This is a genomic window from Kaistia dalseonensis (assembly GCF_030814715.1).
Classification (GTDB): domain Bacteria; phylum Pseudomonadota; class Alphaproteobacteria; order Rhizobiales; family Kaistiaceae; genus Kaistia; species Kaistia dalseonensis.
The window spans coordinates 310,025-330,846 of sequence record NZ_JAUSVO010000002.1; the positions used below are offsets into that span (position 1 = coordinate 310,025).

The window sequence follows — 20,822 nt, forward strand, 5'->3', positions numbered from 1 at the left end:
TCCTTGGCGTTTGATTTTGTTAGGGGGGCGAGCGCTACTTCACGGCCCCGGCCGTCAGGCCGCGAATGTAGAAGCGCTGGAGCAGCAGGAAGAGGATCAGGCACGGGATCATCATGACGGTGACGCCCGCCTGGACGGCGCCCCAGTCGATGGCGCCGAAGCGGCCGGACTGGACCGCCGTCATCATGATCGGCAGCGTGAACTTGGACTGGTCGGTCATCAGCACGAGGGCCGCTAGGAACTCGTTCCAGGTGTTCAGGAACGCGAAGAGCGCGACCGTGACGACACCGGGCCAGACCAGCGGCAGCATGATCTTGGTCAGCAGCGCGACGCTTCTGGCGCCGTCGATCCGGGCCGCTTCCTCGATCTCCTTCGGCACGGCGTCGAAGGCGTTCCGCATCATGAAGATCGAGAAGGGCAGTTGCAGCGTCACATAGACCAGCACGAGGCCGGTGAGCGTGTTCTGCAGGCCGAGCCACGACAGGATCAGGAAGATCGGCGTCAGGATCGACTGGAAGGGGATCATGATCGTCGACAGGATGATGATGAAGAAGAAGTTCTTGAACGGGAAGCGGAAGCGCGAGAACCCGTAGCCAGCGAGCAGGCTGATGACCGCGGTGAGGACCACGCTGGAGACGGCGACGAAGATGCTGTTCTGCGCGGAATGCCAGAGGCCGGCACCGAAACTGTCGAGCGTCAGGTAGTTCTGGATCGAGAAGCCCGTCGTCGGCCATGGCGGAATCGGCGGCTGGCGGGCCTCCGACGGCGGCTTGAAGGTCGACAGGATCGCCCAGACGATCGGCGCGATGAAGATCACCGACAGGAACAGGCCGACACTGTGCTCGGCGACGAGGCCTCCGAGCGTTCGGTTGTCGCGGATACGGTTCGCAGCGGCCATCATGTGCCCTCCGGATTGCGCAGAAGGCGGAGCTGGACGAGGCTCAGCACCACGAGGATGACGAGGAGGACCATCGACAGTGCCGCGCCATAGCCGAGCTTGAACGACACGAAGGACTGGTTGAAGATCCAGTAGACCGCCGTGATCGTCGAGTTGCGCGGCCCGCCACGCAGCAGGATGTAGAACTGGTCGAAGGCGAGGATCGATCCGGCGACGGACAGGATCAGCGCCAGCGCGACCGTCCTGCGCATCAGTGGCAGCGTGATCGCGCGGAAGCGCTGCCAGGCATTGGCGCCGTCGATCTTGGCGGCTTCCTGCAGCTCGGTCGGGATCGACTGGAGCCCGGTCATCAGGATCACCATGGTGAAGCCGGCGACCTTCCAGACCACCATGACGATGATCGACCAGAAGGCGGGATTGAACGTCGCGAGCAGGTTGAACTTCTTCTCGGTCAGGCCGAGCATCTGCGCCGCGGGGCTGAAGAGGCCCGAATCCACATTGAGCAGCCACGCCCAGAGCAGGCTCGCCGACGCGAAGCCGACCACCACGGGCATGAAGAAGGCCGTGCGATAGACACCTGCCATCGGCCGCGGCTTCTCGACGAAGAGCGCCAGCGGGAAGGCGACGGCGAAGATCGCGATCGTCACGATCACCGTATAGTAGAGCGTGAATTTGAGGGCGTTCCAGAAGCGGACGTCCTTGGTGATCGCGACGTAATTGTCGAGGCCGATGAAGCGGTGCCCGCCCATCAGCGGCCAATTGTGCAGCGACATCCAGGCCGTCATGCCGAGCGGGATGACGAAGAACACCGTCACCAGCGCGATCGCCGGCGCGATATAGAGCAGTCCGATCCAGTGGCTGCGGTCCACCTTGGACGAGCGCACTGTCCGTCGCACGGGGACGGTGCCTGCCTTGGCCGAGATCGAGGACATGGCGTTTCCTTCAACGCGGAGGAGCGGACATGCGAGGGCGCGTCCGCGCGCCCTCGCTGTTGCGGGATGGCCTACTGGCCGGTGCCCGCGTCGATGATGCCCTGCATCGTGTCCTGGGCATTCTTGATCGAGCCGTCGACGTCGTCGCCGTAGAAGACCTCGCTGATCAGCTGCGCCCAGGGACCATTGGCCGAATTGATGATGTCGTTGAACACCACCGAATAGGGCGTATGGCCGTTGGCCATGGCTTCGGCCGCGATCTGGTAGCGCGGATCGAGATCCTTCAGCGCTTCCTTGGCGATATCACCACGCACCGGCAGGCTGCCGAGGCTCGCGAGCAGGGTCTGCCCCTCCAGCGAATAGGAGAAGTCGAGGAATTCCTGCAGGACCTTGAGCTTCGGCGTGCCCTTGGTGACGACGAAATTGTCGCCGCCGGCAAAGGAGGACCAGCCGCCATCCTTGCCCGGCAGGAAGGTGACGCCGTAGTCGATGTCCTTGTACTGCGTGTTGAGCGCGCCGATGGCGAAGGCACCCGACGGGGCGATGCCGATATTGCCGCCGGCGAACGCCGCGAAGAAGTTGGCGCCGGTGTCGGTCTGCGCGCCCTCGGGCACGAGGCCCTTCTTGACCATGTCGCGATAGAAGTCGATCGCCTCGCGCAGCTTCGGATCGTTCAGCGTCGCCTTGCTGCCGTCATCGGAGAGAATGCTGCCGCCCGACGCCCAGACCAGCGGCGCGAAGGTGAAGATGTTGCAGCCGGGGCACGCGCCGGAGAAGTAGAAGCCCTTGATGTCGCCGCCGAGCGCATTGACCTTCTCGGCATCGGCTTCGATCTCGGCCCAGTTGGTCGGTCCCTTTTCCGGATCGAGGCCGGCCTGCTTGAACAGCTTCTTGTTCCAGATCAGGACCGAGCTGTCGGCCGAATAGGGCAAGCCGTAGATCTTGTCCTTATAGGTGCCGGTCTTCACATGGGCCGGCGACAGATCCTTGTAATAGGGCAAGGACTTGGCCCAGTCGGTGATGTCCTCGAGCTGGCCGGCCGCCGCGAAGGCCGGCGTGTAGATCAGGTCGAGCGAAAGCCCGTCCGGCGCCGTGCCGCCAGCAGCCGAGGTCGCGTATTTCTGCACCAGTTCGCCCGTCGGGATGATGTCGAGCTTGATCTGGTTTTCATGGCTCTTGTTGAAGGCCTCGACGATCTTCGGCATGAAGGTCGACGAATCCGAGCGGGCCCAGATCGTGGCCGTCTCGGCCGCGGCAGCCAGCGCCGTCATCGACATCAGGGCCGCCGTGGCGGCCATCAGGCGTGTCAGTCTTTTCATTTCCATTCCTCCCTTGAGACATCGCATCACCGCAGCTCCTCCCGCGGTGCACGACGGTTTCGTTCAGCCGTCCGGTGGTGGATGGCCGCAAGACTGGCGCACCACGAGACGGCACGGCAGTTTCCGGATACCCGGCTCGACGGGCTTGCCGTCGACCAGGGAAAGCAGGGTCAGCCCGGCCTCGCGGCCGAGCGCGACAAGGTTCATGTCGACGGTGGTGAGCGGCGGGCGCGAGGCGCTGGCCACGATCTCCCAATTGTCGAAGCCGATCACGCCGACATCTTCCGGCACGCGGATGCCGCGCTCGCGCAGCGCATCGATCACGCCGCGCGCGATCTGGTCATTGCCGCAGAAGACAGCGTCCGGGGCCGGTCCATCGCCGCCGAAGAGCCGGGCGACCGCCTCATGGCCCCAGGCCTCCGACCACCGCCCCATCAGCACGTCGTAGAGCGGCAGGCCCGCCGCGCGCAGCACGGCCTGATAGGCGGCCGCGCGCTGGTGCACGACGGTGAACGTGTCGGGCCCCGTGACATGAACGATCCGCCTGCGGCCGAGGCCGACCAGATGCTCGACCGCCAGTTGCGCGCCCTGCTCGTCATCCGAGACGAAGGCGATCGAGCCCGGATCGGGCTGGGTAAAGGCATAGATGACGGGAATGCCGAGCTGGGCGAGATCGACGGGAAGGTGACGGTCGACACGCTTGCCGGTCGCGATGATGCCGTCGACGCGCTTGTCGAGCATGGCGTCGACATGCAGCTGGCCGAGGCGCGAATCGTCCTCGACATTGCAGAGGAATACCGAGACGCCATTATCGACCAGCGCATCGGAAATGCCGGCCATGACCGGCAGCGAGAAGCGGCCGTAAGTGTCGTTGGTGAGCAGACCGACCGTGAAGCTGCGCTGGCGCAACAGGCTCTGCGCCAGGCTGTTCGGCCGGAAGCCGAGCCGGCGCGCCGTCTCCTGGATCCGCGTGCGCGTCTCGGCCGTCATGCGGCCCTGGTCGTTGAGCGCCTTGGACGCGGTCGCGACGCTGACGCCGGCCTCGAGCGCGACATCGCGCAGCGTCACGGGTCGCCTGCGGGCGATCCTGATCTCGCTGTCCGTGATGTCGGTCATGGCGCTCTCCCTGTGAGCCGGCGAATTCATTTCCGCTCGCCTTGCTCTGAGAAAAGCTTTTCTCATCCGGCACTTAAAAATGGCGGAGGAAAGGACCGACCGCCAGGAACCAGATGAGAAAACCTTTTCTCATTGAAAAGCTATACGGAGTTTTCGATCGGCGCAAGCGGCCGTGGCGAAGATTTGCGCAAGCCTCCGCCCGTCGCGACACACCGGCTCTGAGGCTTGCAACTGGCCTCGGGCGGTCAGAGCGCCTGCCAGAACGCCGTCGCCCAGCGATAGAAGAAGAGGCTCAGTTCCGCCCCGAAGAAGACGATGGCACTGTTCCATGCGATGGCGATCACGGTCAGCACCGTGCCGGCGAGCACGGCCACGCCGTCGCGCTCGATGAGGCCGAAGGCGAAGGCGATCACGGCGAGCGCCGGCAACTGATTGCCGAGCGGGATCGGCAGCAGGATCATCACGGCATGGACGAAGATCGGCAGCGCCAGGATGAATTGCGCGACCCGCCCCGTCAGAATCGGCCAGCGCGGCCGCAGCAGCCATTCAACCCGTCGGAACCAGGGCGCGATCCAGGCGCCACCCTTGACCACCGGCCCGCGCGGCAGGCTGAAGCGCCGGAGCCTCTGCGGCAGGATCAGCCGATCGGCGCCGAGCATCACCTGAAGCGACAGGATCGCCAGCGCCGTGCCGAACACCACGCCTGTGGGCAGGCCAGGCATCGGGATGAACGAGGGCAGCGCCAGCATGAGGATCGTGATGCCCAGCCCCGATTCGCCGAGCGCATCGACCATTTCGCCCAGCGAAACGCGATCCTCCGTCAGCACGCTGTCGAGGCTCGACAGGATCACCGAGGCCGAGCGCGGCGGGATGAAGATGTGTGCGGCGGCGCCAGCGGGCAGATCCGACGTCAATCGAGCGATCCTCATTGGCTACGGCAGGGCGAAGCGCATATAGGTCTGTTCGCCGCATCCGCCACCTTCATGGCGCGGTTTCCTTGACCGCCGCATGAAGGTGGGCCTTCGTATTATCGACACGTTTCATCCTTCTTCTACCCACGCCTCAACGATTTCTGCCGGGAGATAAGCTTGGTTGGCGATATCGCGCGCCGTTTCGCGCCCCAAAGCTTGCGATCGATCGTCTTCGCGCTTGCGAGCCTCATCGTGCTTGCCTTCTGCGCGGGCGCTTCCGCCCAGAGCGCGGCGACCGATGAGGCGCAGGTCACGATCAATGGCTGGAACGCCACGCTCGAGCGCATCGATACGGCCCTGCGCGCAGAGGGCATCGCGGAAGCCGATCTCCGCCGGCTGCGCGACCAGGTCTCCGAGGTCATCGACAGCGCCAATGCGTTTGCCAACAGCCTGACCGGACAGGTCGCGGCGGCGGCCGCCCAGGTCAAGCAATTGGCGCCGATGGAAGGGGCCGACGCCAGCGTCTCGGATGCGATCAAGGCCGATCGCGACGCGGCACAAAAGGTCTATGCCGACCTTGCGGGCAGCCAGCAGCAGGCCCAGGCCGTCGCGGCGCACGGCCTCTATACCTCGACGCAGATCAATGACCGCCGCCGCGCGCTGTTCACCGCGCGGCTGCTGCAGCGCAACAGCAGCCTGCTCGATCCTTCGCTCTGGCAGGATGCCGCCGCCGAAGTGCCGGTACTGATCGAGCGGACCGGCATTCTCTTCGGCGACTGGATCAAGCTGCTCGCCAATCGCAGCGACCGCTCGGCGATCGCGATGGTGGTGGGCCTGCTCGCGGTCATGGTGGCCGTGACGCTGCCCGGCCGCGCCCTGCTGCTCCGCCGGCTTGGACGTCGGGCCGCCCTGAAGCCCAAGGCGAGCCGGCCGCGCATCGTCACGGCCACGACGATCATCGCCATCAATACGATCGTTCCGCTCCTGGTCCTGGCGAGCGGTCACGCGATCCTCAACGCGCTCGATCTCTCGCCCGACAGGATCGACCAGCTCTGGTACGGCTTCACCTCGGCGGTCGTGTTCTTCTCGCTCGGCTTCGGCCTCGCCCGCGCGCTGCTCACGCCGGCAGGCTCCGACTTCCGGCTGGTCGCGCTCGACGACAACGTGGCACGGCGTGTCTTCCGGCTGACGGTCGCCATCGCGGCGATCCAGGCGCTCGTCGTCTTTCTCGATGCCTTCACGCGGATCACCTTCACCGCCCTGCCCCTGATCGTCGCCGCCGATGGCGTGCTGTCGGGTATCACGGCCATCCTGATCATCCTGAGCGTGCGAACGCTGAACCGGCGCCTGCCGATCGACGAGGAGGACAAGGACGATCCGCCGAACGACGAGAACGGCCTGCTGCGCTTCGCCCTCATCATGGCCGGCATACTGGCGACGACCGCCGTGGTCGTCGCCCTTCTCGGCTATGTGGCGCTGTGCCGCTTCATCGTCACCCAGATCACCTGGATCACGATCATCGCGGCGCTCCTGATCCTACTGTTGAAGCTCGCCGACGAGGTGACCGCGGCGGCGTTCAAGCGCGACGGACTCGTCGGCAGCCGCCTGGTCTCGTCGATCGGCTTCGCCCCGCGCTCGGTGACGCAGGTCGGCGTCATCGTCAACGGCCTGGTGCAGGTCGGGCTCGTGGTTCTCGCCGTGCTCGCCGTCGCAGCGCCCTGGGGGGTTGACTCCGCGAGCCTGCTGGAGAGCATGCGCGTCCTGTTCTTCGGCTTCAAGATCGGCGCGATCACCATATCGATCTCGACGATCGTCACGGCCATCGCCGTGTTCATCGTCGGCCTCATCATCACCCGCGCGATCCAGAACTGGCTCGATACGCGCTTCCTACCGACGACGCGGCTCGATTCGGGCCTGCGCAACTCGATCCGCACCAGCGTCGGCCATGTCGGCTGGATAGCGGCCGCGGCAATCGCCTTCGGTTATGCCGGGCTCGACCTCTCCAGCATCGCGATCGTCGCAGGTGCGCTGTCGGTCGGTATCGGCCTCGGCCTGCAATCGATCGTGAACAATTTCGTCTCGGGCCTGATCCTGCTCGCCGAGCGGCCGATCCGCGCCGGGGACTGGATCGCCGTTGGCGCCGAGGAAGGCACGGTCAAGCGCATCAATGTCCGCGCCACCGAGATCGAGACCGTCGACCGCGCCACCGTCATCGTGCCGAATTCGAGCCTGATTTCCGGCGTCGTGAAGAACATGGTGCTGCGCGACCGCTCGGGCCGTATCGTCGTGCCGGTGATGGTCTCCAAGAAGGCCGATGCGGAGCAGGTCCGGTCGATCCTGCTCGCGGCCGCCAAGGCGCATCCGCTGGTGCTCAACTATCCGGAGCCTGTGGTGCTGTTCATGGCGTTCAACAATGTCTCACTCGATTTCGAGCTGCGCTGCTATCTCGCCGACATAACCAATGGCGCGACCACGCGATCCGATCTGCGCTTCGACGTGTTCAACCGGCTGCGCGATCAGGGGGTCGACCTGCCCTGATCGAGCCTGCCAGCCTGTGAAAAGCGGGGTCATTGCGCGATTGCCGCAATTCGGCCAACACTGACGGCTCTCCAGAAGCCGTTCCATAGAATCGTTCCTGTCCCCCGGTTCCGCACGAGGCCGTCCGATGAAGTCTCTACCCAGACCCTTGACCCTGATTGCCATGGGTCTTCTCGGTGCCACGGTGCTGGCCGGCTGCTCCGAGACGGTCGAAACGCCCCGATCGCCGATCTTCTATGACCGCCTCGACGCGGCCGGCGCGGCGGTCGATCCGCAAACTGCGGCCAATCTGATCACGGGATACCGCACCGCCCGCGGGCTCAGCGCGGTCGTGCCGGATGCGGCGCTGAACAAGATGGCCGCCGACCAGGCCCGCGCCATGGCCGCCGTCGATCAGGTCAGCCATGACGTCAAGGGTGGCGGCGCGTTCAACAAGCGCCTTGCCGCTTCGGGCTTCGATGCGGGCATCGCGGTCGAGAATGTCGGAGCGGGCTATCGCACGCTCGCGGAGGCCTTTTCCGGCTGGCGCGATTCGAAGTCGCACAACGCCAACATGCTGCGCCCCGGCGTGACGAAGCTCGGCATCGGCACCGCCTATGCGCCGAACAGCAAGTACAAGGTCTATTGGTCGCTGATCCTCGCCAAGCCCTATGAGCCGCCAGCGGCAATGGGCGCGCCACTGCCGGCCGATGGCAGCACCGTCGTCTCGATCGGCGGCGCGGTGATGACCAAATAGCTGCGATGAAGCGGCCTGGCCCCGGTCAGGCCTTCTTCCCGGGCTTTGCGTAGAAGTAGTTCGCCTTGCGGCCGAAGATCAGGCCGCGCAGCCGGCGGCGCATGGCTTCGCTGCGCCGCAGCGGTTCGATCGGCACGCGCGCCAGCGTATAGGCCGCGACCTTGAGGCCGTCCGTCCAGGGACGCGCTCCGGGCCTTGCCTGCGGCAGGCCGAGGCGCCGCATCACGGCATTGACGAAATAGAGCTTGTTGAGCCGCCGATCGGCCGGCGATTTCCACGTGATCGCCATGGAGATCGACCAGTCCTCGCCCGTTTCGACCCAATGCGGCCAGGTATAGGGCAGGAAGAGCCCGTCGCCGGGCCCGAACCGGAACACCCGTCCCCTGGCCTCGTATGCCGCGCTGTAGCGATGATTGCGGTGCTTGCCCGGATAGGTTTCGAGCCCCGCCTCGTCGACGATCGACCGATCGCGATTGTCGAAGACGTGCATGGCCTTGTCGCCATGCAGGTGAACGAAGAAATTCTCCTCATAGTCGATGTGGAACGGCGTCACCGAATGCGCCGACGAAACGAAGATGAAGCCCATAGGCTCGATCATGCCGGCCCCGGCGAGACTATCGCGACCGGCGGCGCGCGCGGCATCGGCGAGCACCGCGTCGATCAGGGCGCGATAGGCGGGCAGAGCCTCGACATTCTTCAGCACCATCCAAGCGCCGGCCGTTTCGATCTGGCGCACGATTGCCTCCGGCTCGAGATCGATGCCGGGCGTTTCCTCGGGCCGCTGGTCCGGCTGCAGGCGGCCGGAATTATATTCGAGCCGGTCGCGCGGCAGCTCCGCCGCGAGCTGCGCCAGCGCGTCGAGCTGCAGCAGCGGATGATCGGCAAGGCGGTGACGATAGGTGAAGGGCTCGGCCGGAAACGCCTTTGCCAGCGTCGCCCTGTCGAAATCGATCCATCGCGCGCCCTCGGCCCCGCCCGGCTTCGCCTTCGTCATGAGGAAACCTCCCTGCCGGACCGCGCCGCCCTGCGGCGAATGACATTGCGCAGCATGGCGCGGGCCTTCGCCTCGGCACGCGCCAGCGCCACGCCGAGCACGAAGCCGAGCCGTCCATTGCGCGGGCCGATCACCAGCGTAGCGATGCCGATGCGGTCCGGCCAGAGCCGGTCGATCATCGGGTGGTCGGCGCTGGCGAGGGAATCGATCCGCCTGAGTGCGGGATCGGACATCAGCCGGTCGGATGCTTCCAGCATCAGCTGGACGCCGGGCGAAAAGCGCGCCAGCGCCTCGTCATGGGCGATCTTCCAGGTGACGGCCATATCGCCCGACCGGAAGACGAGCAGCATCGCGACTGGACGACCGTCGAGCCGCATGGCGATGATCGCCGCAGCACCCTCCTCCGCCCCCTCAATGGCCGCGCGCATAAAGGCTTCGGCCTCGGGCCGGCGGGCAAGCGCCGTGCCGCGCGCGCCCTTCCAGCCCCCCGCTTCCAGAGCGAGGAAATCGTCGATCGCCGTGGCGGCCGGGCTCACCTCGATGGTGAGTACGCCCTCTTCACTGAGACGGCGCAACTGCCGGGACAATTCCTTGCGCCGCTTCGGAGGCAACCCGTCGCGAACGGCGACAGGCGGTTCGTCGGCATGGAACAGCGCCGCCCGGCGATAGGGCGCGATGATCGCCACCGGTCGTCCGGCCGCCCGGGCCTGCGCCTGAAGCGTCTGTGAGACCGGCCCGTCGATCGGCAGATCAGGAAAGACCAGCAGGGCGCCATGGCGACGCTTGCCATCCATAGCGGCGATGAGCCCTGAGACCGCCTCGTCCTGCTGTTCGGCATCGATCAGCGGCGTGCCGAGCGGCCCGTAGAGATGCGTCCAGACGGCGCGGGCCGGCAGGAGGCGCCCAAGTCGCATGCCGCCCACGGGCGCCAGGGCGATCAGTCGCCCGCAGGCGTTACGCACCGCCGCGAGGTGGACATGGCCCTTGGCGAGATGGGCAAGCGCCGCGCGGGTGAGAAAAGGGGCGAAGAAGGGATTCTGTTCGATCGACCTCACCGCGAGGCCGGCCCAGTCCGAAGGCGGCGGTTCAGCGGCGTTCATGCCGCATCCGCGCGCGGCAAAATCCGCAGGCTGCCGCTGAAGATGTGCAGGATCGAGCAGCGCAGGCGGAGCCGCCAGCGGACGGCCCAATAGACGGCGACCGTTTCCACGATCAGGGCCGTCGTCGTCGCGATCGCCGCCCCCTCCAGGCCGAAGCGCGGGATCAGCGAGTAGTTCAGCACCAGATTGACGAGGAAGGTGCCGGCATAGACCGCCGCGCAGATGCGCTGCTCCCCCGCCATGGTCAGAATGCTCTCGGCCGGGCCGATTGAGGCACGGAACAGCAGGCCGATCGCAAAGATGAAGAGCAGCGAATAGCCGCCGACGAAGCTCGGCCCGAACATGGCGAGCAGCAGCCGGCCGAAGACGAAAAGCAGCAATACCGCCGCGACCGATGGCCAGAAGGTCCAGTGCAGCGAATCGCGTACCGAGGCCTCGAAGCGATCATGTTCGCCCGAGGCGTAATATTGCGAGAAGCGCGGCATCAGCGCAGCGCGGACGGCGAAATAGACGAAATGGACCAGCGCCAGCGTCTTCACGGCCGCGAAATAGACCGCGACTTCCTCCGGCGGGCGCAACTGGCCGACGATCAGTATGTCGACATTAGTGAGCAGGTTGAAGAAGCCCTCGACGAGGAAGATCGGCAGTGCCACGGCGATCCAGTGCAGCGACTGGGTGCGCCGCGGGCCGGCGGGCACCGTCCGGCGCACGCGGCGGCTGATCGCGACCATCTGGCCGAGCGCCACCAGCCACGTCGCCACGATCGCCGCGATCATGGCCGTGACCGCATCGGGCGCGCCGCCGAGCCGGATCGCGGCATAGGTCAGCACGATGATCAACAGCGGCCGAATGATGAAGGTCGGCCAAAGCGCGAGATCGGCCCAGTTGAAGCCACGCGCCAGCCCGTCCTGGATTTCGCCGATCGCCAGCATAGGAATGCAGATCGCCGCGAGATAGAGCGGCATCAGGTAATAGTGGGCGATCTCGGCACGGAAGAGCGCCACACCGGCGACGCCCGCCGCCGCCACGATTGTTGCCGTGACGATGCCGTGGAGGCGACTGCCGAGCATCACGCCGCGCAGCAGATCGAATGCGCCGCGGGCGGCATATTCGGGGATGAAGCGGACGAGCGCCGTCTGGATGCCGAGGCAGGAGAGGCCGCCTATGATAACGGCACCGACCCAGACGACGACATAGACACCATATTCGAAATCGCCCATCCAGCGCGCGAGCAGGACCTGGCTCAGATAGGCGATCACGGCGGAGGCGATTCGGACCAGGAAGGTCGCGAGCGCGATCCGCCGCGCCACGGCGCGATCATCTGCGCCGAGCAGCGCGCCATCAGCCCAGGCGGCGGGGCCGGCCAGCCGGGCGCGCAGCGGCCGCGGCGCCCAGCGCTCGATCACACCGGCAACGGAAACGCGCATTCGACCATCCACAAGGCGAAGCTCGACGACCAGCATCCGGCCTGCTGCCGACGATGCCGAATGTGCGTATGCTCTCCGGCTTAAGAAAGCGTTCGCCGAGATCGCAGCGCGCGAGTGCGCCAAATGCAACGGGATGCAACATCAGGGATGGATCAGGGCAACACCATTGTCGGCTCGCACGCCCCCTCTCCGGACGATCGCCGGCTCGACGCCATCGGCCTCGCCTGTCCCCTCCCCGTCTTGAAGGCGCGGAAAATGCTCGCGCAGATGGCGCCCGGTGCGCGGCTCCTGGTCGAGGCGACCGACCCGATGGCGGCGATCGACATCCCGCATCTCTGCCACGAGGACGGCCACATTCTCGTGAACCAGGATCGCTCCGCGCCGCCGATCTTGCGGTTCCTGATCGAACGGGGCACGGATCGAGCCGAGTCGGCCTCTGAGCGACGGCTCGACCGCGACCCGCTTTGATCCTAGAAGCAGTGTGAGGCTCGCCAGAGCAGACGAACAGAGGGGAGGAGCCGGCATGGCCAAGCACAAGATAGCGATCATCGGTCTCGGCAAGATCGCGCAGGACCAGCATCTGCCGGTCATCGACAAGAACAGTGATTTCGAGCTGGTCGGCGTGACCAGCCAGCGCGGCCTCGGCCATGGCGCGGTGCCGAGTTTCAAGACGCCGGCGGAGATGTATGCGGCCGTGCCCGATATCGAGGCCGTCGCGATCTGCACGCCGCCGGATGTCCGCCACGCCATTGCCCGTCAGGCGATCGACGCCGGCAAGGATGTTCTGCTCGAAAAGCCGCCGGCAGCAACCCTCGCCGAGTTTGCCGACCTCGAGGCCTATGCCGCATCGAAGGGCCGCGTGCTGTTCGCGACCTGGCATTCGCAATTCAATCCGGCCGTCGACGCCACCAAGGCGCTGCTTGCCGAAGCCGGGGTCAAGTCGATCCGGATCGAATGGCGCGAGGATGTGAAGAAGTGGCATCCGGGGCAGGATTGGGTCTGGGAGCCCGGCGGCTTCGGCGTGTTCGATCCCGGCATCAATGCGCTCTCGATCTTCGTCAAGATCATGCCGACGCCGCCCTTCGTGAAGAGTGCGGAGCTGACCTATCCCGCCAATCGCCAGACGCCGATCGGCGCCAAGCTCGTCTTCTCCTCGGCCGATCCCGCCAATCCGACGCTGACCGCCGATTTCGACTGGCGCGAACAGGGCGACGAGAAGTGGCACATGATGATCGAGACCGGCGATGGCCGCAGAGTCCGCCTCTACAAGGGCGGCACCATTCTGGAGATCGACGGCAAGATCGTCGTCGAGGCACCGAGCGAGGAATATGAGCGCATCTATGTGCGCTTTGCCGAACTGCTCGATAAGCGCGAGAGCGATGTCGACGGGGCGCCGCTCCGTCTCGTCGCCGACGCAATGCTGGTGGGGCGGCGTCAGACCACCGACGCCTTCGACTGGTAGGATCTCCGTGCCGCGAAACCAAATCATGCAGTCCAGCGTTAGTCGGAGAGATTAGCGGGGGAGCGGCTCATGACAGCGCGAACACGGGCAGTGATCAGACGTCTGGCATGTTTCGCCGCGCTGCTCCTGCCCGTGTCGCTGCTTTTGCCCGTGTCGATGCCGATCACAGCTCAAGCGGTCACGCCGGACCAGCTCTTCGAAAAGATCATCCCGCGCGTTCAGCAGAAGCCGCTCAAGACCCATCGCCGCACCAAGCCGACCAAAGCGCCTGAGACAGTTGAAAAACAGGTGGAAGCCCCGGTCGACAAAGCCGTCGTAACCGCCAAGCCGCGGCCGAAGCCCACGGCAGCCGAGACGACGCCCGCAGGCCTTCCGGCAGATGCGCCTTTGGCCGACAAGGCGGAAGCACCGCAGACGGAGCAAGAAGCGCCGCTTGTCGCGACCGTTCCGCCGCCGCGCGCGAAACCGACTGACAGCGGGGACGCGATCGCTTCTCCGTCCGGCCAGCCGACGGGCGTTGCGCCGGCCCCCTCCGCCAGGATCGAAAAGGTGGCGACCGTCGCCATTGCGCCGGACGGCACGATCCGCGCGGAGCGAGCCCGTGCGGCGACGGCCGCAATGGCGGGCGCCGCTCCCGCCTGGTCCGACCGGGCCGACGAACTGGCCTTCGCGCCGCCTGCGCTGGCGACCCCGATGAACTGGCCGTCCACGGCGAGTTCCGCGATCCCGCTCGGCACGGTCATCGTGCCCGACCGGGCCGAGGTCGAGCAGGACGATCACGCGCCCGACGCGACGGCACCCATGGAGCCGCTGGTCAAGGACATGGATGGCGCGGACGGTGTGCCGCTGCCACGCGGCAAGCCGAGCGTCATGCTCGCCGCGATCATTCCGCCGATCGTGCCGGCGATCCCCAGCACGCCGGCCGAGTTCGCGGCCTGCCGGGCAGGACTTGCCGGGCTCAAGATCGCTGCCAAGCCTATGCCAGCGGTGCAGCAGGATGCCTGCGGCGCGCCGGACCCTTTCAGCGTGACCGCGCTCGACGACGGCAAGGTCGCGCTGCAGCCTGCCGCGACGATCAATTGCGAGATGACGACCATGCTTGCTCGCTGGCTCGATACAGAGGTGCAGCCCGCAGCGCAGGCCAAGTTCGGCGCGCCCGTGACGGCGCTGCGGGTCGCGGATTCGTACAGCTGTCGCGGCCGAAACCGTGTCGTCGGCGCGCAATTGTCAGAGCATGCCTTCATGAACGCGATCGATATCAGCGCCTTCGAGATTGGTGGCCGCTGGGTGACGGTCGAGAAGGATGACGACCAGCCCGGCGACAGCGATTTCATCCAGGCGGTGCGAGAAGAGGGCTGCAGCGTTTTCATGACGGTGCTGGGCCCGGGTTCGGATGGCTATCATGAAGACCATCTCCATCTCGACATGCGCCATCGCGGCCGGAACGGGAACAGCCGCTATTGTCACTAGCGCGGACTCGATCGACCCGCATTGCCGCGCCCCTCCGGCAATGGCAGATAGCATCAGCCGCCATCGTCGCGCGGCGCGGCCCCGCAAGTGGCCGATGCTGAAGGTGTTCGCATGTCCCTGCCCCGCACGATCCTGATCACCGGCGCTTCGTCCGGCATCGGCTATGACGCGGCGCAAACCCTCAAGGCGCGCGGTTGGCGCGTCTTCGCTACCGCCCGAAAGGCCGACGATCTGGCGCGCCTCCAGGCGGAGGGGCTGGACTCTCTGAGGCTCGATTATGCCGACGAAGCATCGATCCTCGACGCCGCTGATGCCGTACTTGCGGCCACCGGTGGTCAGCTCGACGCACTCTTCAACAACGGCGCCTATGGCCAGGTCGGAGCCATCGAAGACCTGACAACCGATGTTCTGCGCCGCCAGTTCGAGGCCAACCTTTTTGGTTGGCACACGCTGACGCGCCGCATGGTGCCGGTCATGCGGGCGCAGGGCGGTGGCCGGATCATCCAGTGTTCGTCCATTCTCGGCCTCGTCGCCGGCAAATATCGCGGCGCCTATGTCGGCTCCAAATATGCGCTGGAAGGGCTGACGGACACGCTGCGCATCGAACTTGCGGGCAGCGGTATCCACGTTTCGCTGATCGAGCCAGGCCCGATCGCCACGCGCTTCACGCAGAACGCGCTCGCGAATTTCCGCACGACGGTCGATGTCGAGACGTCGGTCCATCGTGCCGAGTACCAGTCGCAACTCGCCCGACTGACCGGCACCCGCCGCCCGTCACGATTCAAGCTCGGACCGGAGGCCGTGACAGCGGCCTTGATCCACGCGCTCGAAAGCCCACGGCCGAGGGCGCGCTATCACGTCACGACGCTGACGCGCGGCGCGGCCTTCCTGAAGCGGATCCTGCCGACGAGGCTGATGGACAAGCTCATCGCTGGCAATTCGTGACGGGAACCAAACGGCCGAGGCGGAATTGATTCAGGCTTTGCCATGAAGGGTCGTCGTCCATGAGCGCGGTACATCAGGCTGAAGGTCTGAAACAATCGGGCCTGCCATCGATCGCTATTCTTGCGATCTGCCTGGTCGTCTGCTTTGCAGCCGCGGGGATCGGATCCCTGCTGACGACCCCGAACATCCCCGGATGGTACGAGAACCTCGTCAAGCCGCCCTTCAATCCGCCGAACTGGATATTCGCTCCGGTCTGGACCGCCTTGTTCGCGCTGATGGCGATCGCCATGTGGCGCGTCTGGATTCGCGCCACCGGCTCCACCCGGCGCAAAGCCACCATCGCGTTCGCAATCCAGCTGGCTCTCAATATCGGCTGGTCGGCGGCGTTTTTCGCAGCCCATGCGCCCGGCCTCGCGATCTTCGTCATCATCGCGCTGCTCGTGGCCATTGCGGCGACGATCAGGCTTTTTTACCCGGTCGACCGGCCGGCTTCCTGGATGCTTGCACCCTACTTCGCCTGGGTCTCGTTCGCGACGCTGCTCAACGTCTCCATCTTCGCCCTGAACTGACGCTGCGACGGCGCTGCATGACACGCTTTCGTGCTTCCCGCGTATAAGGGAATAAATCCGATTCCCGTTACGGCAGAGCCATGAGCAGCTTCTTCTATTTCCTGACACCGATCGCGCTGATTGCAGTCGCGGGCGTATTGATCCTCGGCTTGATCAACATGATGCGTGGCGGATCGGCCAATCGCTCGCAGACATTGATGCGCTGGCGCGTGATCCTGCAATTCGTGGCGCTCGTCGTCATGATGGCCGCGCTCTATTTCTCCTCGAAATAGGAGAAATGCGATGGTGGTCCTGAACCGCATCTACACCAAGACCGGCGATGACGGCACGACCGGCCTCGGCGCGGGCGAACGACGCTTGAAATCCGATCTGCGTGTCGAAAGCTACGGCACGGTCGACGAGACCAATTCCGTGATCGGCACGGTTCGGCTTCATCTGGCGGCCTTTCCCGATCTCGACGCCATGCTCGGGCGTATCCAGAATGACCTGTTCGACCTCGGCGCCGATCTCTCGACGCCACCCGCCAGCGTCAAGCCCGGCCGGGAGGCGCTCAGGATCATCGATCATCAAGTCGAGCGGCTGGAGGGCGAGATAGACCTGCTCAATGCCGAGCTCGCGCCGCTCCGCTCCTTCGTGCTGCCCGGCGGTACGGCGGCGGCCGCGCATCTCCATGTCGCGCGGACAGTGGCCCGCCGCGCCGAGAGATTGATGGTGGAACTCGCCACCCGAGAAGAAGTCGGCCCATCGGCAATGCGCTATATCAATCGCCTATCGGATTTCCTTTTCGTCGCGGCCCGATTCGTGAATGATCGCGGTTCGGGCGATGTTCTGTGGGTGCCCGGCCAGAATCGCTGATACCGAACCGCCGAAGAGCAGGCGCAGAGACGATCCATGTTCGTTCCGCTGCACGACCAGAACCCGCTTCGCTACATCCGCTTCCCCTGGGTGACGCGCAGTATCGTTGTGCTCAACGTATTGATCTTCCTGCTCTATCAGGGCGGCGGCAATGCCGAGGCCGAGGCCCGCTCGGTGATGGCCTTCGGGCTCATCCCCTCGACGCTCGCCGGCATCCATGTCCGCACGCCCGGCATCTTCCATGCGCCGGAATATCTGACCTTCATCACGTCGAGCTTCCTGCACGGCGATGTCTGGCATCTCGCAGGCAACATGCTGTTCCTCTGGGTCTTCGGCGATAATGTCGAGGATGCGATGGGGCCGGTGCGGTTCCTGGTGTTCTACCTGCTCTGCGCGATCGGCGGTGGTCTTGCCCATGTCGCCGTTGCGTCGGGCTCGGACATGGCGTTGATCGGTGCGTCGGGCTCGGTTGCCGGCGTCATCGCCGCTTATCTGATCCTGCATCCGCGCGTGAAGATCTGGATCCTGCTGCTCTTCCGCATTCCGCTCAGGCTGCGCACCGTCTGGGTGCTCGGCTTCTGGATCCTGTGGCAGGTCTACAGCTTCTTGTTCGGCCCCCCGGGCGAAATCTCCTGGGCGGCCCATCTCGGCGGCTTCCTGACCGGCGCAGTCTTGATCCTCGTCATGCGCCGGCGCGGCGTTCCCCTGCTCGCGCGCGACGAGCCGGCTCTGATCGCCGCTGAACCGGTGATTTGAGCCGTTCCAAGCGGTCCTGCGCGCGTTGACTTGGCCGGATACCGCCGATACGGTCCCGCGCCGAAAGCCGGCCAACTGGTCATGAGCCGGCGCGCCCGAACTGGGGACGATTGCCGATATGAAGATCCTTGTACCCGTGAAGCGGGTGGTCGACGCCAACGTGAAGATCCGGGTCAAGCCGGATGGGACCGGCATCGATTTCGCCAACGTCAAAATGGCCATGAACCCCTTCGACGAGATTTCCGTCGAAGAAGCGTTGCGCATCAAGGAAGCCGGCCTTGCAACCGAGGTCGTGGTTGTGTCGATCGGCCCGGACAAGGCGGCCGAAACGCTTCGGACCGGCCTCGCCATGGGTGCCGATCGCGGCATTCTCGTCAAGACCGACGCCCGCATCGAGCCGCTCGCGGTCGCGAAGCTGCTGAAGGCCGTCATCGCGGCGGAAGAGCCCGGCCTCGTCATTCTGGGCAAGCAGGCGATCGACGACGATTCGAACCAGACCGGCCAGATGCTGGCGGCACTGCTCGGCTGGCCGCAGGCGACCTTCGCCTCGAAGATCGTGCTCACCGATGGCGGCGCCACCGTCAGCCGCGAGATCGACGGCGGATCGGAGACGATCGCGCTCAAGCTTCCCGCGATCGTGACAACGGATTTGCGCCTGAACGAGCCGCGCTACGCCTCGCTGCCCAACATCATGAAGGCCAAGAAGAAGCCGCTCGACGAGACGACGCCGGAAGCGCTCGGCGTCGACGTCACGCCGCGTCTCACCGTCCTCGGTACCGTCGAGCCCGCAGGCCGCACCGGTGGCATCAAGGTCGCATCCGCCGCCGAACTCGTGGCGAAGCTGAAAGAAGCGGGAGCCATCTGACATGACCACGCTGATCATCGCTGAACATGACGATCACAGCCTCAACGAGGCGACCGCCAAGACCCTGACCGCGGCAAAGGCCCTCGGCGCGCCGGTCGACATACTGGTCGCCGGACTCCATTGCCGCGCAGTGGCCGAGCAGGCCGCGCAACTCGATGGCGTCGCCAAGGTGCTGCTCGCCGACGACGAGGAATTGGCGCACCGCCGCGCCGAGCCAGTCGCGGCGCTGATCGTCTCGCTGGCCGACGGCTATGACGCGATCGTCGCGCCTGCGACGGCATCGGGCAAGAACGTGCTGCCGCGCGTCGCGGCGCTGCTCGACGTGATGCAGGTGTCCGAGATCACCAAGGTCATCTCGCCAACCGTGTTCGAGCGTCCGATTTATGCAGGCAATGCGATCGAGACGGTCGAAAGCCACGATCCGAAGCGCGTGATCACGGTCCGCATCGCAGCCTTCCCTGCGACCGGAACGGGCGGCAATGCGCCGATCGAGACCGTCGGCGTGCCGACGGACACCGGCCTTTCCAGCTGGATCAGCGCGGATCTCTCGACCTCGGACCGCCCCGAACTCGCCGGGGCGCGCATCGTGGTTTCCGGCGGCCGCGCCCTTGGTTCGGCGGAGAAATTCAACGAGGTCATCGCCCCTCTCGCCGACCAGCTGAAGGCTGCGATCGGCGCCTCGCGCGCGGCTGTCGACGCGGGTTATGCAGGCAATGATCTCCAGGTCGGCCAGACCGGCAAGGTCATCGCGCCGGACCTCTATGTCGCCGTTGGCATTTCCGGCGCGATCCAGCACCTCGCCGGCATGAAGGATTCGAAGATCATCGTCGCGATCAACAAGGATCCCGACGCGCCGATCTTCCAGGTTGCCGATTACGGCCTGGTCGACGATCTTTTCTCGGCCGTACCGGCTTTCATCGCCGCGCTGAAGGGCTAAGCTCGGCCTGCAGTGGTTGACATTCCGCACGGCCGTGCTCGATTGGCACGGCCGGCGTTCCGGCGCCAAGTGATGTCGAAAGAAGAGAGGCCCGTTTCGAGCATGAGCAACGCGATTTCAACGATCGGCGTCATCGGCGCGGGCCAGATGGGCAACGGCATCGCCCATGTGAGCGCGCTGGCGGGCTATGACGTCTTTATCCACGACGTCGCCGAAGAGCGCGTGATCAAGGGTCTTGCGACCATTGACGGCACGTTGTCGCGCCAGGTTCACTCAGGCCGCATCACCGAGGATGACCGCAAGGCCGCCATGGCGCGCGTCAGGCCGGCAATAGCCGTCGACGCGCTCGGCGATTGCGATCTGGTCATCGAGGCCGCGACGGAGAACGAACAGGTCAAGCGCAAGATCTTCGCGTCGGTCTGTCCGGTGCTGCGGCCGGACGCGATGCTGGCGACCAACACCTCCTCGATCTCGATCACGCGCCTCGCCTCGGCGAGCGACCGCCCGGAGCGGTTCATCGGCATTCACTTCATGAATCCCGTCCCGGTCATGCAGCTCGTCGAGCTGATCCGCGGCATTGCAACGGGCGACGAGACCTTCGAGGCCGCGAAAGCCTATGTCGCGAAGCTCGGCAAGACCGTCGCCGTCGCCGAGGACTTCCCGGGCTTCATGGTCAATCGCATCCTGCTGCCGATGATCAATGAGGCGATCTACGTGCTCTATGAGGGCGTCGGCTCGGTCGAGGCGATCGACACGGCGATGAGGCTTGGCGCCAACCATCCGATGGGGCCCCTGCAGCTCGCTGATTTCATCGGCCTCGACACCTGCCTCTCGATCATGCAGGTGCTTTATGAAGGGCTGGCCGATTCGAAATACCGCCCCTGCCCGCTTCTCGTGAAATATGTCGAAGCCGGCTGGCTCGGCCGCAAGACCAATCGCGGCTTCTACGATTATCGCGGCGAGCACCCCGTCCCGACGCGATAAGGGCTATC

General features: G+C 65.5%; 21 protein-coding genes. 13 read left to right on the forward strand and 8 right to left on the reverse strand.

The window, feature by feature from the left end:
- Window positions 1-34 precede the first annotated feature (34 nt).
- The 5 genes from QO014_RS07565 to QO014_RS07585 form a co-directional block, all read right to left on the reverse strand.
- Window positions 35-898, reverse strand: a complete 864-nt coding sequence (locus tag QO014_RS07565; RefSeq protein WP_266348608.1) for a carbohydrate ABC transporter permease — start codon at window positions 896-898, stop codon at window positions 35-37.
- Complete coding sequence (locus QO014_RS07570; protein WP_266348070.1) at window positions 898-1,830, reverse strand: carbohydrate ABC transporter permease; 933 nt, start codon at window positions 1,828-1,830, stop codon at window positions 898-900. The genes QO014_RS07565 and QO014_RS07570 overlap by 1 nt, the downstream gene beginning before the upstream one ends.
- Before the next feature lie 71 nt (window positions 1,831-1,901).
- The gene (locus QO014_RS07575; RefSeq protein ID WP_266348071.1) at window positions 1,902-3,149 is read right to left on the reverse strand and encodes an ABC transporter substrate-binding protein; all 1,248 of its coding nucleotides are present in this window, start codon (window positions 3,147-3,149) and stop codon (window positions 1,902-1,904) included.
- A gap of 63 nt (window positions 3,150-3,212) precedes the next feature.
- On the reverse strand, window positions 3,213-4,265 hold the full coding sequence (locus QO014_RS07580; RefSeq protein ID WP_266348072.1) for a LacI family DNA-binding transcriptional regulator: 1,053 nt from the start codon (window positions 4,263-4,265) through the stop codon (window positions 3,213-3,215).
- 245 nt (window positions 4,266-4,510) lie between these two features.
- Window positions 4,511-5,179, reverse strand: coding sequence for an exopolysaccharide biosynthesis protein (locus QO014_RS07585; protein ID WP_266348073.1), 669 nt, complete (start codon window positions 5,177-5,179; stop codon window positions 4,511-4,513).
- 174 nt (window positions 5,180-5,353) lie between these two features.
- On the opposite strand from QO014_RS07585, the gene QO014_RS07590 reads away from it, so the two are divergent.
- Both QO014_RS07590 and QO014_RS07595 read left to right on the forward strand, forming a co-directional pair.
- Complete coding sequence (locus QO014_RS07590) at window positions 5,354-7,714, forward strand: DUF3772 domain-containing protein (protein ID WP_266348074.1); 2,361 nt, start codon at window positions 5,354-5,356, stop codon at window positions 7,712-7,714.
- A gap of 127 nt (window positions 7,715-7,841) precedes the next feature.
- Complete coding sequence (locus QO014_RS07595; protein WP_266348075.1) at window positions 7,842-8,450, forward strand: CAP domain-containing protein; 609 nt, start codon at window positions 7,842-7,844, stop codon at window positions 8,448-8,450.
- Window positions 8,451-8,475: 25 nt separating this feature from the next.
- On the opposite strand, the gene QO014_RS07600 is transcribed toward QO014_RS07595, so the two are convergent.
- The 3 genes from QO014_RS07600 to QO014_RS07610 are packed head-to-tail and all read right to left on the reverse strand — an operon-like array spanning window position 8,476 to window position 11,971.
- Window positions 8,476-9,444 (reverse strand): cupin-like domain-containing protein, encoded by a 969-nt coding sequence (locus tag QO014_RS07600; RefSeq protein ID WP_266348076.1) that lies wholly within the window; start codon window positions 9,442-9,444, stop codon window positions 8,476-8,478.
- Window positions 9,441-10,544: a GNAT family N-acetyltransferase gene (locus QO014_RS07605; RefSeq protein ID WP_266348077.1), complete on the reverse strand. Its 1,104-nt coding sequence runs from the start codon at window positions 10,542-10,544 to the stop codon at window positions 9,441-9,443. The genes QO014_RS07600 and QO014_RS07605 overlap by 4 nt, the downstream gene beginning before the upstream one ends.
- Window positions 10,541-11,971 (reverse strand): MATE family efflux transporter, encoded by a 1,431-nt coding sequence (locus QO014_RS07610; protein ID WP_266348078.1) that lies wholly within the window; start codon window positions 11,969-11,971, stop codon window positions 10,541-10,543. The genes QO014_RS07605 and QO014_RS07610 overlap by 4 nt, the downstream gene beginning before the upstream one ends.
- A 147-nt stretch (window positions 11,972-12,118) precedes the next feature.
- Between QO014_RS07610 and QO014_RS07615 the strand changes: the two genes are divergently transcribed.
- From QO014_RS07615 to QO014_RS07665, 11 genes are all read left to right on the forward strand, one after another.
- A complete protein-coding gene (locus tag QO014_RS07615) occupies window positions 12,119-12,439 on the forward strand; it encodes a sulfurtransferase TusA family protein (protein WP_266348079.1) in 321 nt (106 codons plus the stop codon).
- Window positions 12,440-12,494: 55 nt separating this feature from the next.
- Complete coding sequence (locus QO014_RS07620) at window positions 12,495-13,433, forward strand: Gfo/Idh/MocA family protein (protein ID WP_266348080.1); 939 nt, start codon at window positions 12,495-12,497, stop codon at window positions 13,431-13,433.
- Between the two features lie 90 nt (window positions 13,434-13,523).
- Window positions 13,524-14,903, forward strand: coding sequence for an extensin-like domain-containing protein (locus QO014_RS07625; RefSeq protein ID WP_266348081.1), 1,380 nt, complete (start codon window positions 13,524-13,526; stop codon window positions 14,901-14,903).
- A 111-nt stretch (window positions 14,904-15,014) separates the two neighbouring features.
- Window positions 15,015-15,848: an SDR family oxidoreductase gene (locus QO014_RS07630; RefSeq protein WP_266348082.1), complete on the forward strand. Its 834-nt coding sequence runs from the start codon at window positions 15,015-15,017 to the stop codon at window positions 15,846-15,848.
- A 59-nt stretch (window positions 15,849-15,907) separates the two neighbouring features.
- Window positions 15,908-16,417 (forward strand): TspO/MBR family protein, encoded by a 510-nt coding sequence (locus tag QO014_RS07635; protein WP_266348083.1) that lies wholly within the window; start codon window positions 15,908-15,910, stop codon window positions 16,415-16,417.
- An 80-nt stretch (window positions 16,418-16,497) separates the two neighbouring features.
- Window positions 16,498-16,689 (forward strand): twin transmembrane helix small protein, encoded by a 192-nt coding sequence (locus QO014_RS07640; RefSeq protein WP_266348084.1) that lies wholly within the window; start codon window positions 16,498-16,500, stop codon window positions 16,687-16,689.
- Between the two features lie 10 nt (window positions 16,690-16,699).
- On the forward strand, window positions 16,700-17,272 hold the full coding sequence (locus tag QO014_RS07645) for a cob(I)yrinic acid a,c-diamide adenosyltransferase (protein ID WP_266348085.1): 573 nt from the start codon (window positions 16,700-16,702) through the stop codon (window positions 17,270-17,272).
- A gap of 36 nt (window positions 17,273-17,308) precedes the next feature.
- Complete coding sequence (locus QO014_RS07650) at window positions 17,309-18,028, forward strand: rhomboid family intramembrane serine protease (RefSeq protein ID WP_266348086.1); 720 nt, start codon at window positions 17,309-17,311, stop codon at window positions 18,026-18,028.
- A gap of 118 nt (window positions 18,029-18,146) precedes the next feature.
- Window positions 18,147-18,893, forward strand: a complete 747-nt coding sequence (locus QO014_RS07655) for an electron transfer flavoprotein subunit beta/FixA family protein (protein ID WP_266348087.1) — start codon at window positions 18,147-18,149, stop codon at window positions 18,891-18,893.
- Window position 18,894: 1 nt separating this feature from the next.
- Complete coding sequence (locus QO014_RS07660; RefSeq protein WP_266348088.1) at window positions 18,895-19,830, forward strand: electron transfer flavoprotein subunit alpha/FixB family protein; 936 nt, start codon at window positions 18,895-18,897, stop codon at window positions 19,828-19,830.
- A gap of 102 nt (window positions 19,831-19,932) precedes the next feature.
- Window positions 19,933-20,814, forward strand: a complete 882-nt coding sequence (locus QO014_RS07665) for a 3-hydroxybutyryl-CoA dehydrogenase (protein WP_266348089.1) — start codon at window positions 19,933-19,935, stop codon at window positions 20,812-20,814.
- Window positions 20,815-20,822 lie beyond the last annotated feature (8 nt).

Excerpts from the sequence above, each read along its gene's own strand:
- QO014_RS07565 (WP_266348608.1), bottom strand. The coding sequence starts at position 898 with ATGGCCGCTGCGAACCGTATCCGCGACAACCGAACGCTCGGAGGCCTC.
- QO014_RS07570 (WP_266348070.1), bottom strand. The coding sequence starts at position 1,830 with ATGTCCTCGATCTCGGCCAAGGCAGGCACCGTCCCCGTGCGACGGACA.
- QO014_RS07575 (WP_266348071.1), bottom strand. The coding sequence starts at position 3,149 with ATGAAAAGACTGACACGCCTGATGGCCGCCACGGCGGCCCTGATGTCG.
- QO014_RS07580 (WP_266348072.1), bottom strand. The coding sequence starts at position 4,265 with ATGACCGACATCACGGACAGCGAGATCAGGATCGCCCGCAGGCGACCC.
- QO014_RS07595 (WP_266348075.1), top strand. The coding sequence starts at position 7,842 with ATGAAGTCTCTACCCAGACCCTTGACCCTGATTGCCATGGGTCTTCTC.
- QO014_RS07600 (WP_266348076.1), bottom strand. The coding sequence starts at position 9,444 with ATGACGAAGGCGAAGCCGGGCGGGGCCGAGGGCGCGCGATGGATCGAT.
- QO014_RS07605 (WP_266348077.1), bottom strand. The coding sequence starts at position 10,544 with ATGAACGCCGCTGAACCGCCGCCTTCGGACTGGGCCGGCCTCGCGGTG.
- QO014_RS07610 (WP_266348078.1), bottom strand. The coding sequence starts at position 11,971 with ATGCGCGTTTCCGTTGCCGGTGTGATCGAGCGCTGGGCGCCGCGGCCG.
- QO014_RS07615 (WP_266348079.1), top strand. The coding sequence starts at position 12,119 with ATGGATCAGGGCAACACCATTGTCGGCTCGCACGCCCCCTCTCCGGAC.
- QO014_RS07620 (WP_266348080.1), top strand. The coding sequence starts at position 12,495 with ATGGCCAAGCACAAGATAGCGATCATCGGTCTCGGCAAGATCGCGCAG.
- QO014_RS07630 (WP_266348082.1), top strand. The coding sequence starts at position 15,015 with ATGTCCCTGCCCCGCACGATCCTGATCACCGGCGCTTCGTCCGGCATC.
- QO014_RS07635 (WP_266348083.1), top strand. The coding sequence starts at position 15,908 with ATGAGCGCGGTACATCAGGCTGAAGGTCTGAAACAATCGGGCCTGCCA.
- QO014_RS07640 (WP_266348084.1), top strand. The coding sequence starts at position 16,498 with ATGAGCAGCTTCTTCTATTTCCTGACACCGATCGCGCTGATTGCAGTC.
- QO014_RS07645 (WP_266348085.1), top strand. The coding sequence starts at position 16,700 with ATGGTGGTCCTGAACCGCATCTACACCAAGACCGGCGATGACGGCACG.
- QO014_RS07650 (WP_266348086.1), top strand. The coding sequence starts at position 17,309 with ATGTTCGTTCCGCTGCACGACCAGAACCCGCTTCGCTACATCCGCTTC.
- QO014_RS07655 (WP_266348087.1), top strand. The coding sequence starts at position 18,147 with ATGAAGATCCTTGTACCCGTGAAGCGGGTGGTCGACGCCAACGTGAAG.
- QO014_RS07660 (WP_266348088.1), top strand. The coding sequence starts at position 18,895 with ATGACCACGCTGATCATCGCTGAACATGACGATCACAGCCTCAACGAG.
- QO014_RS07665 (WP_266348089.1), top strand. The coding sequence starts at position 19,933 with ATGAGCAACGCGATTTCAACGATCGGCGTCATCGGCGCGGGCCAGATG.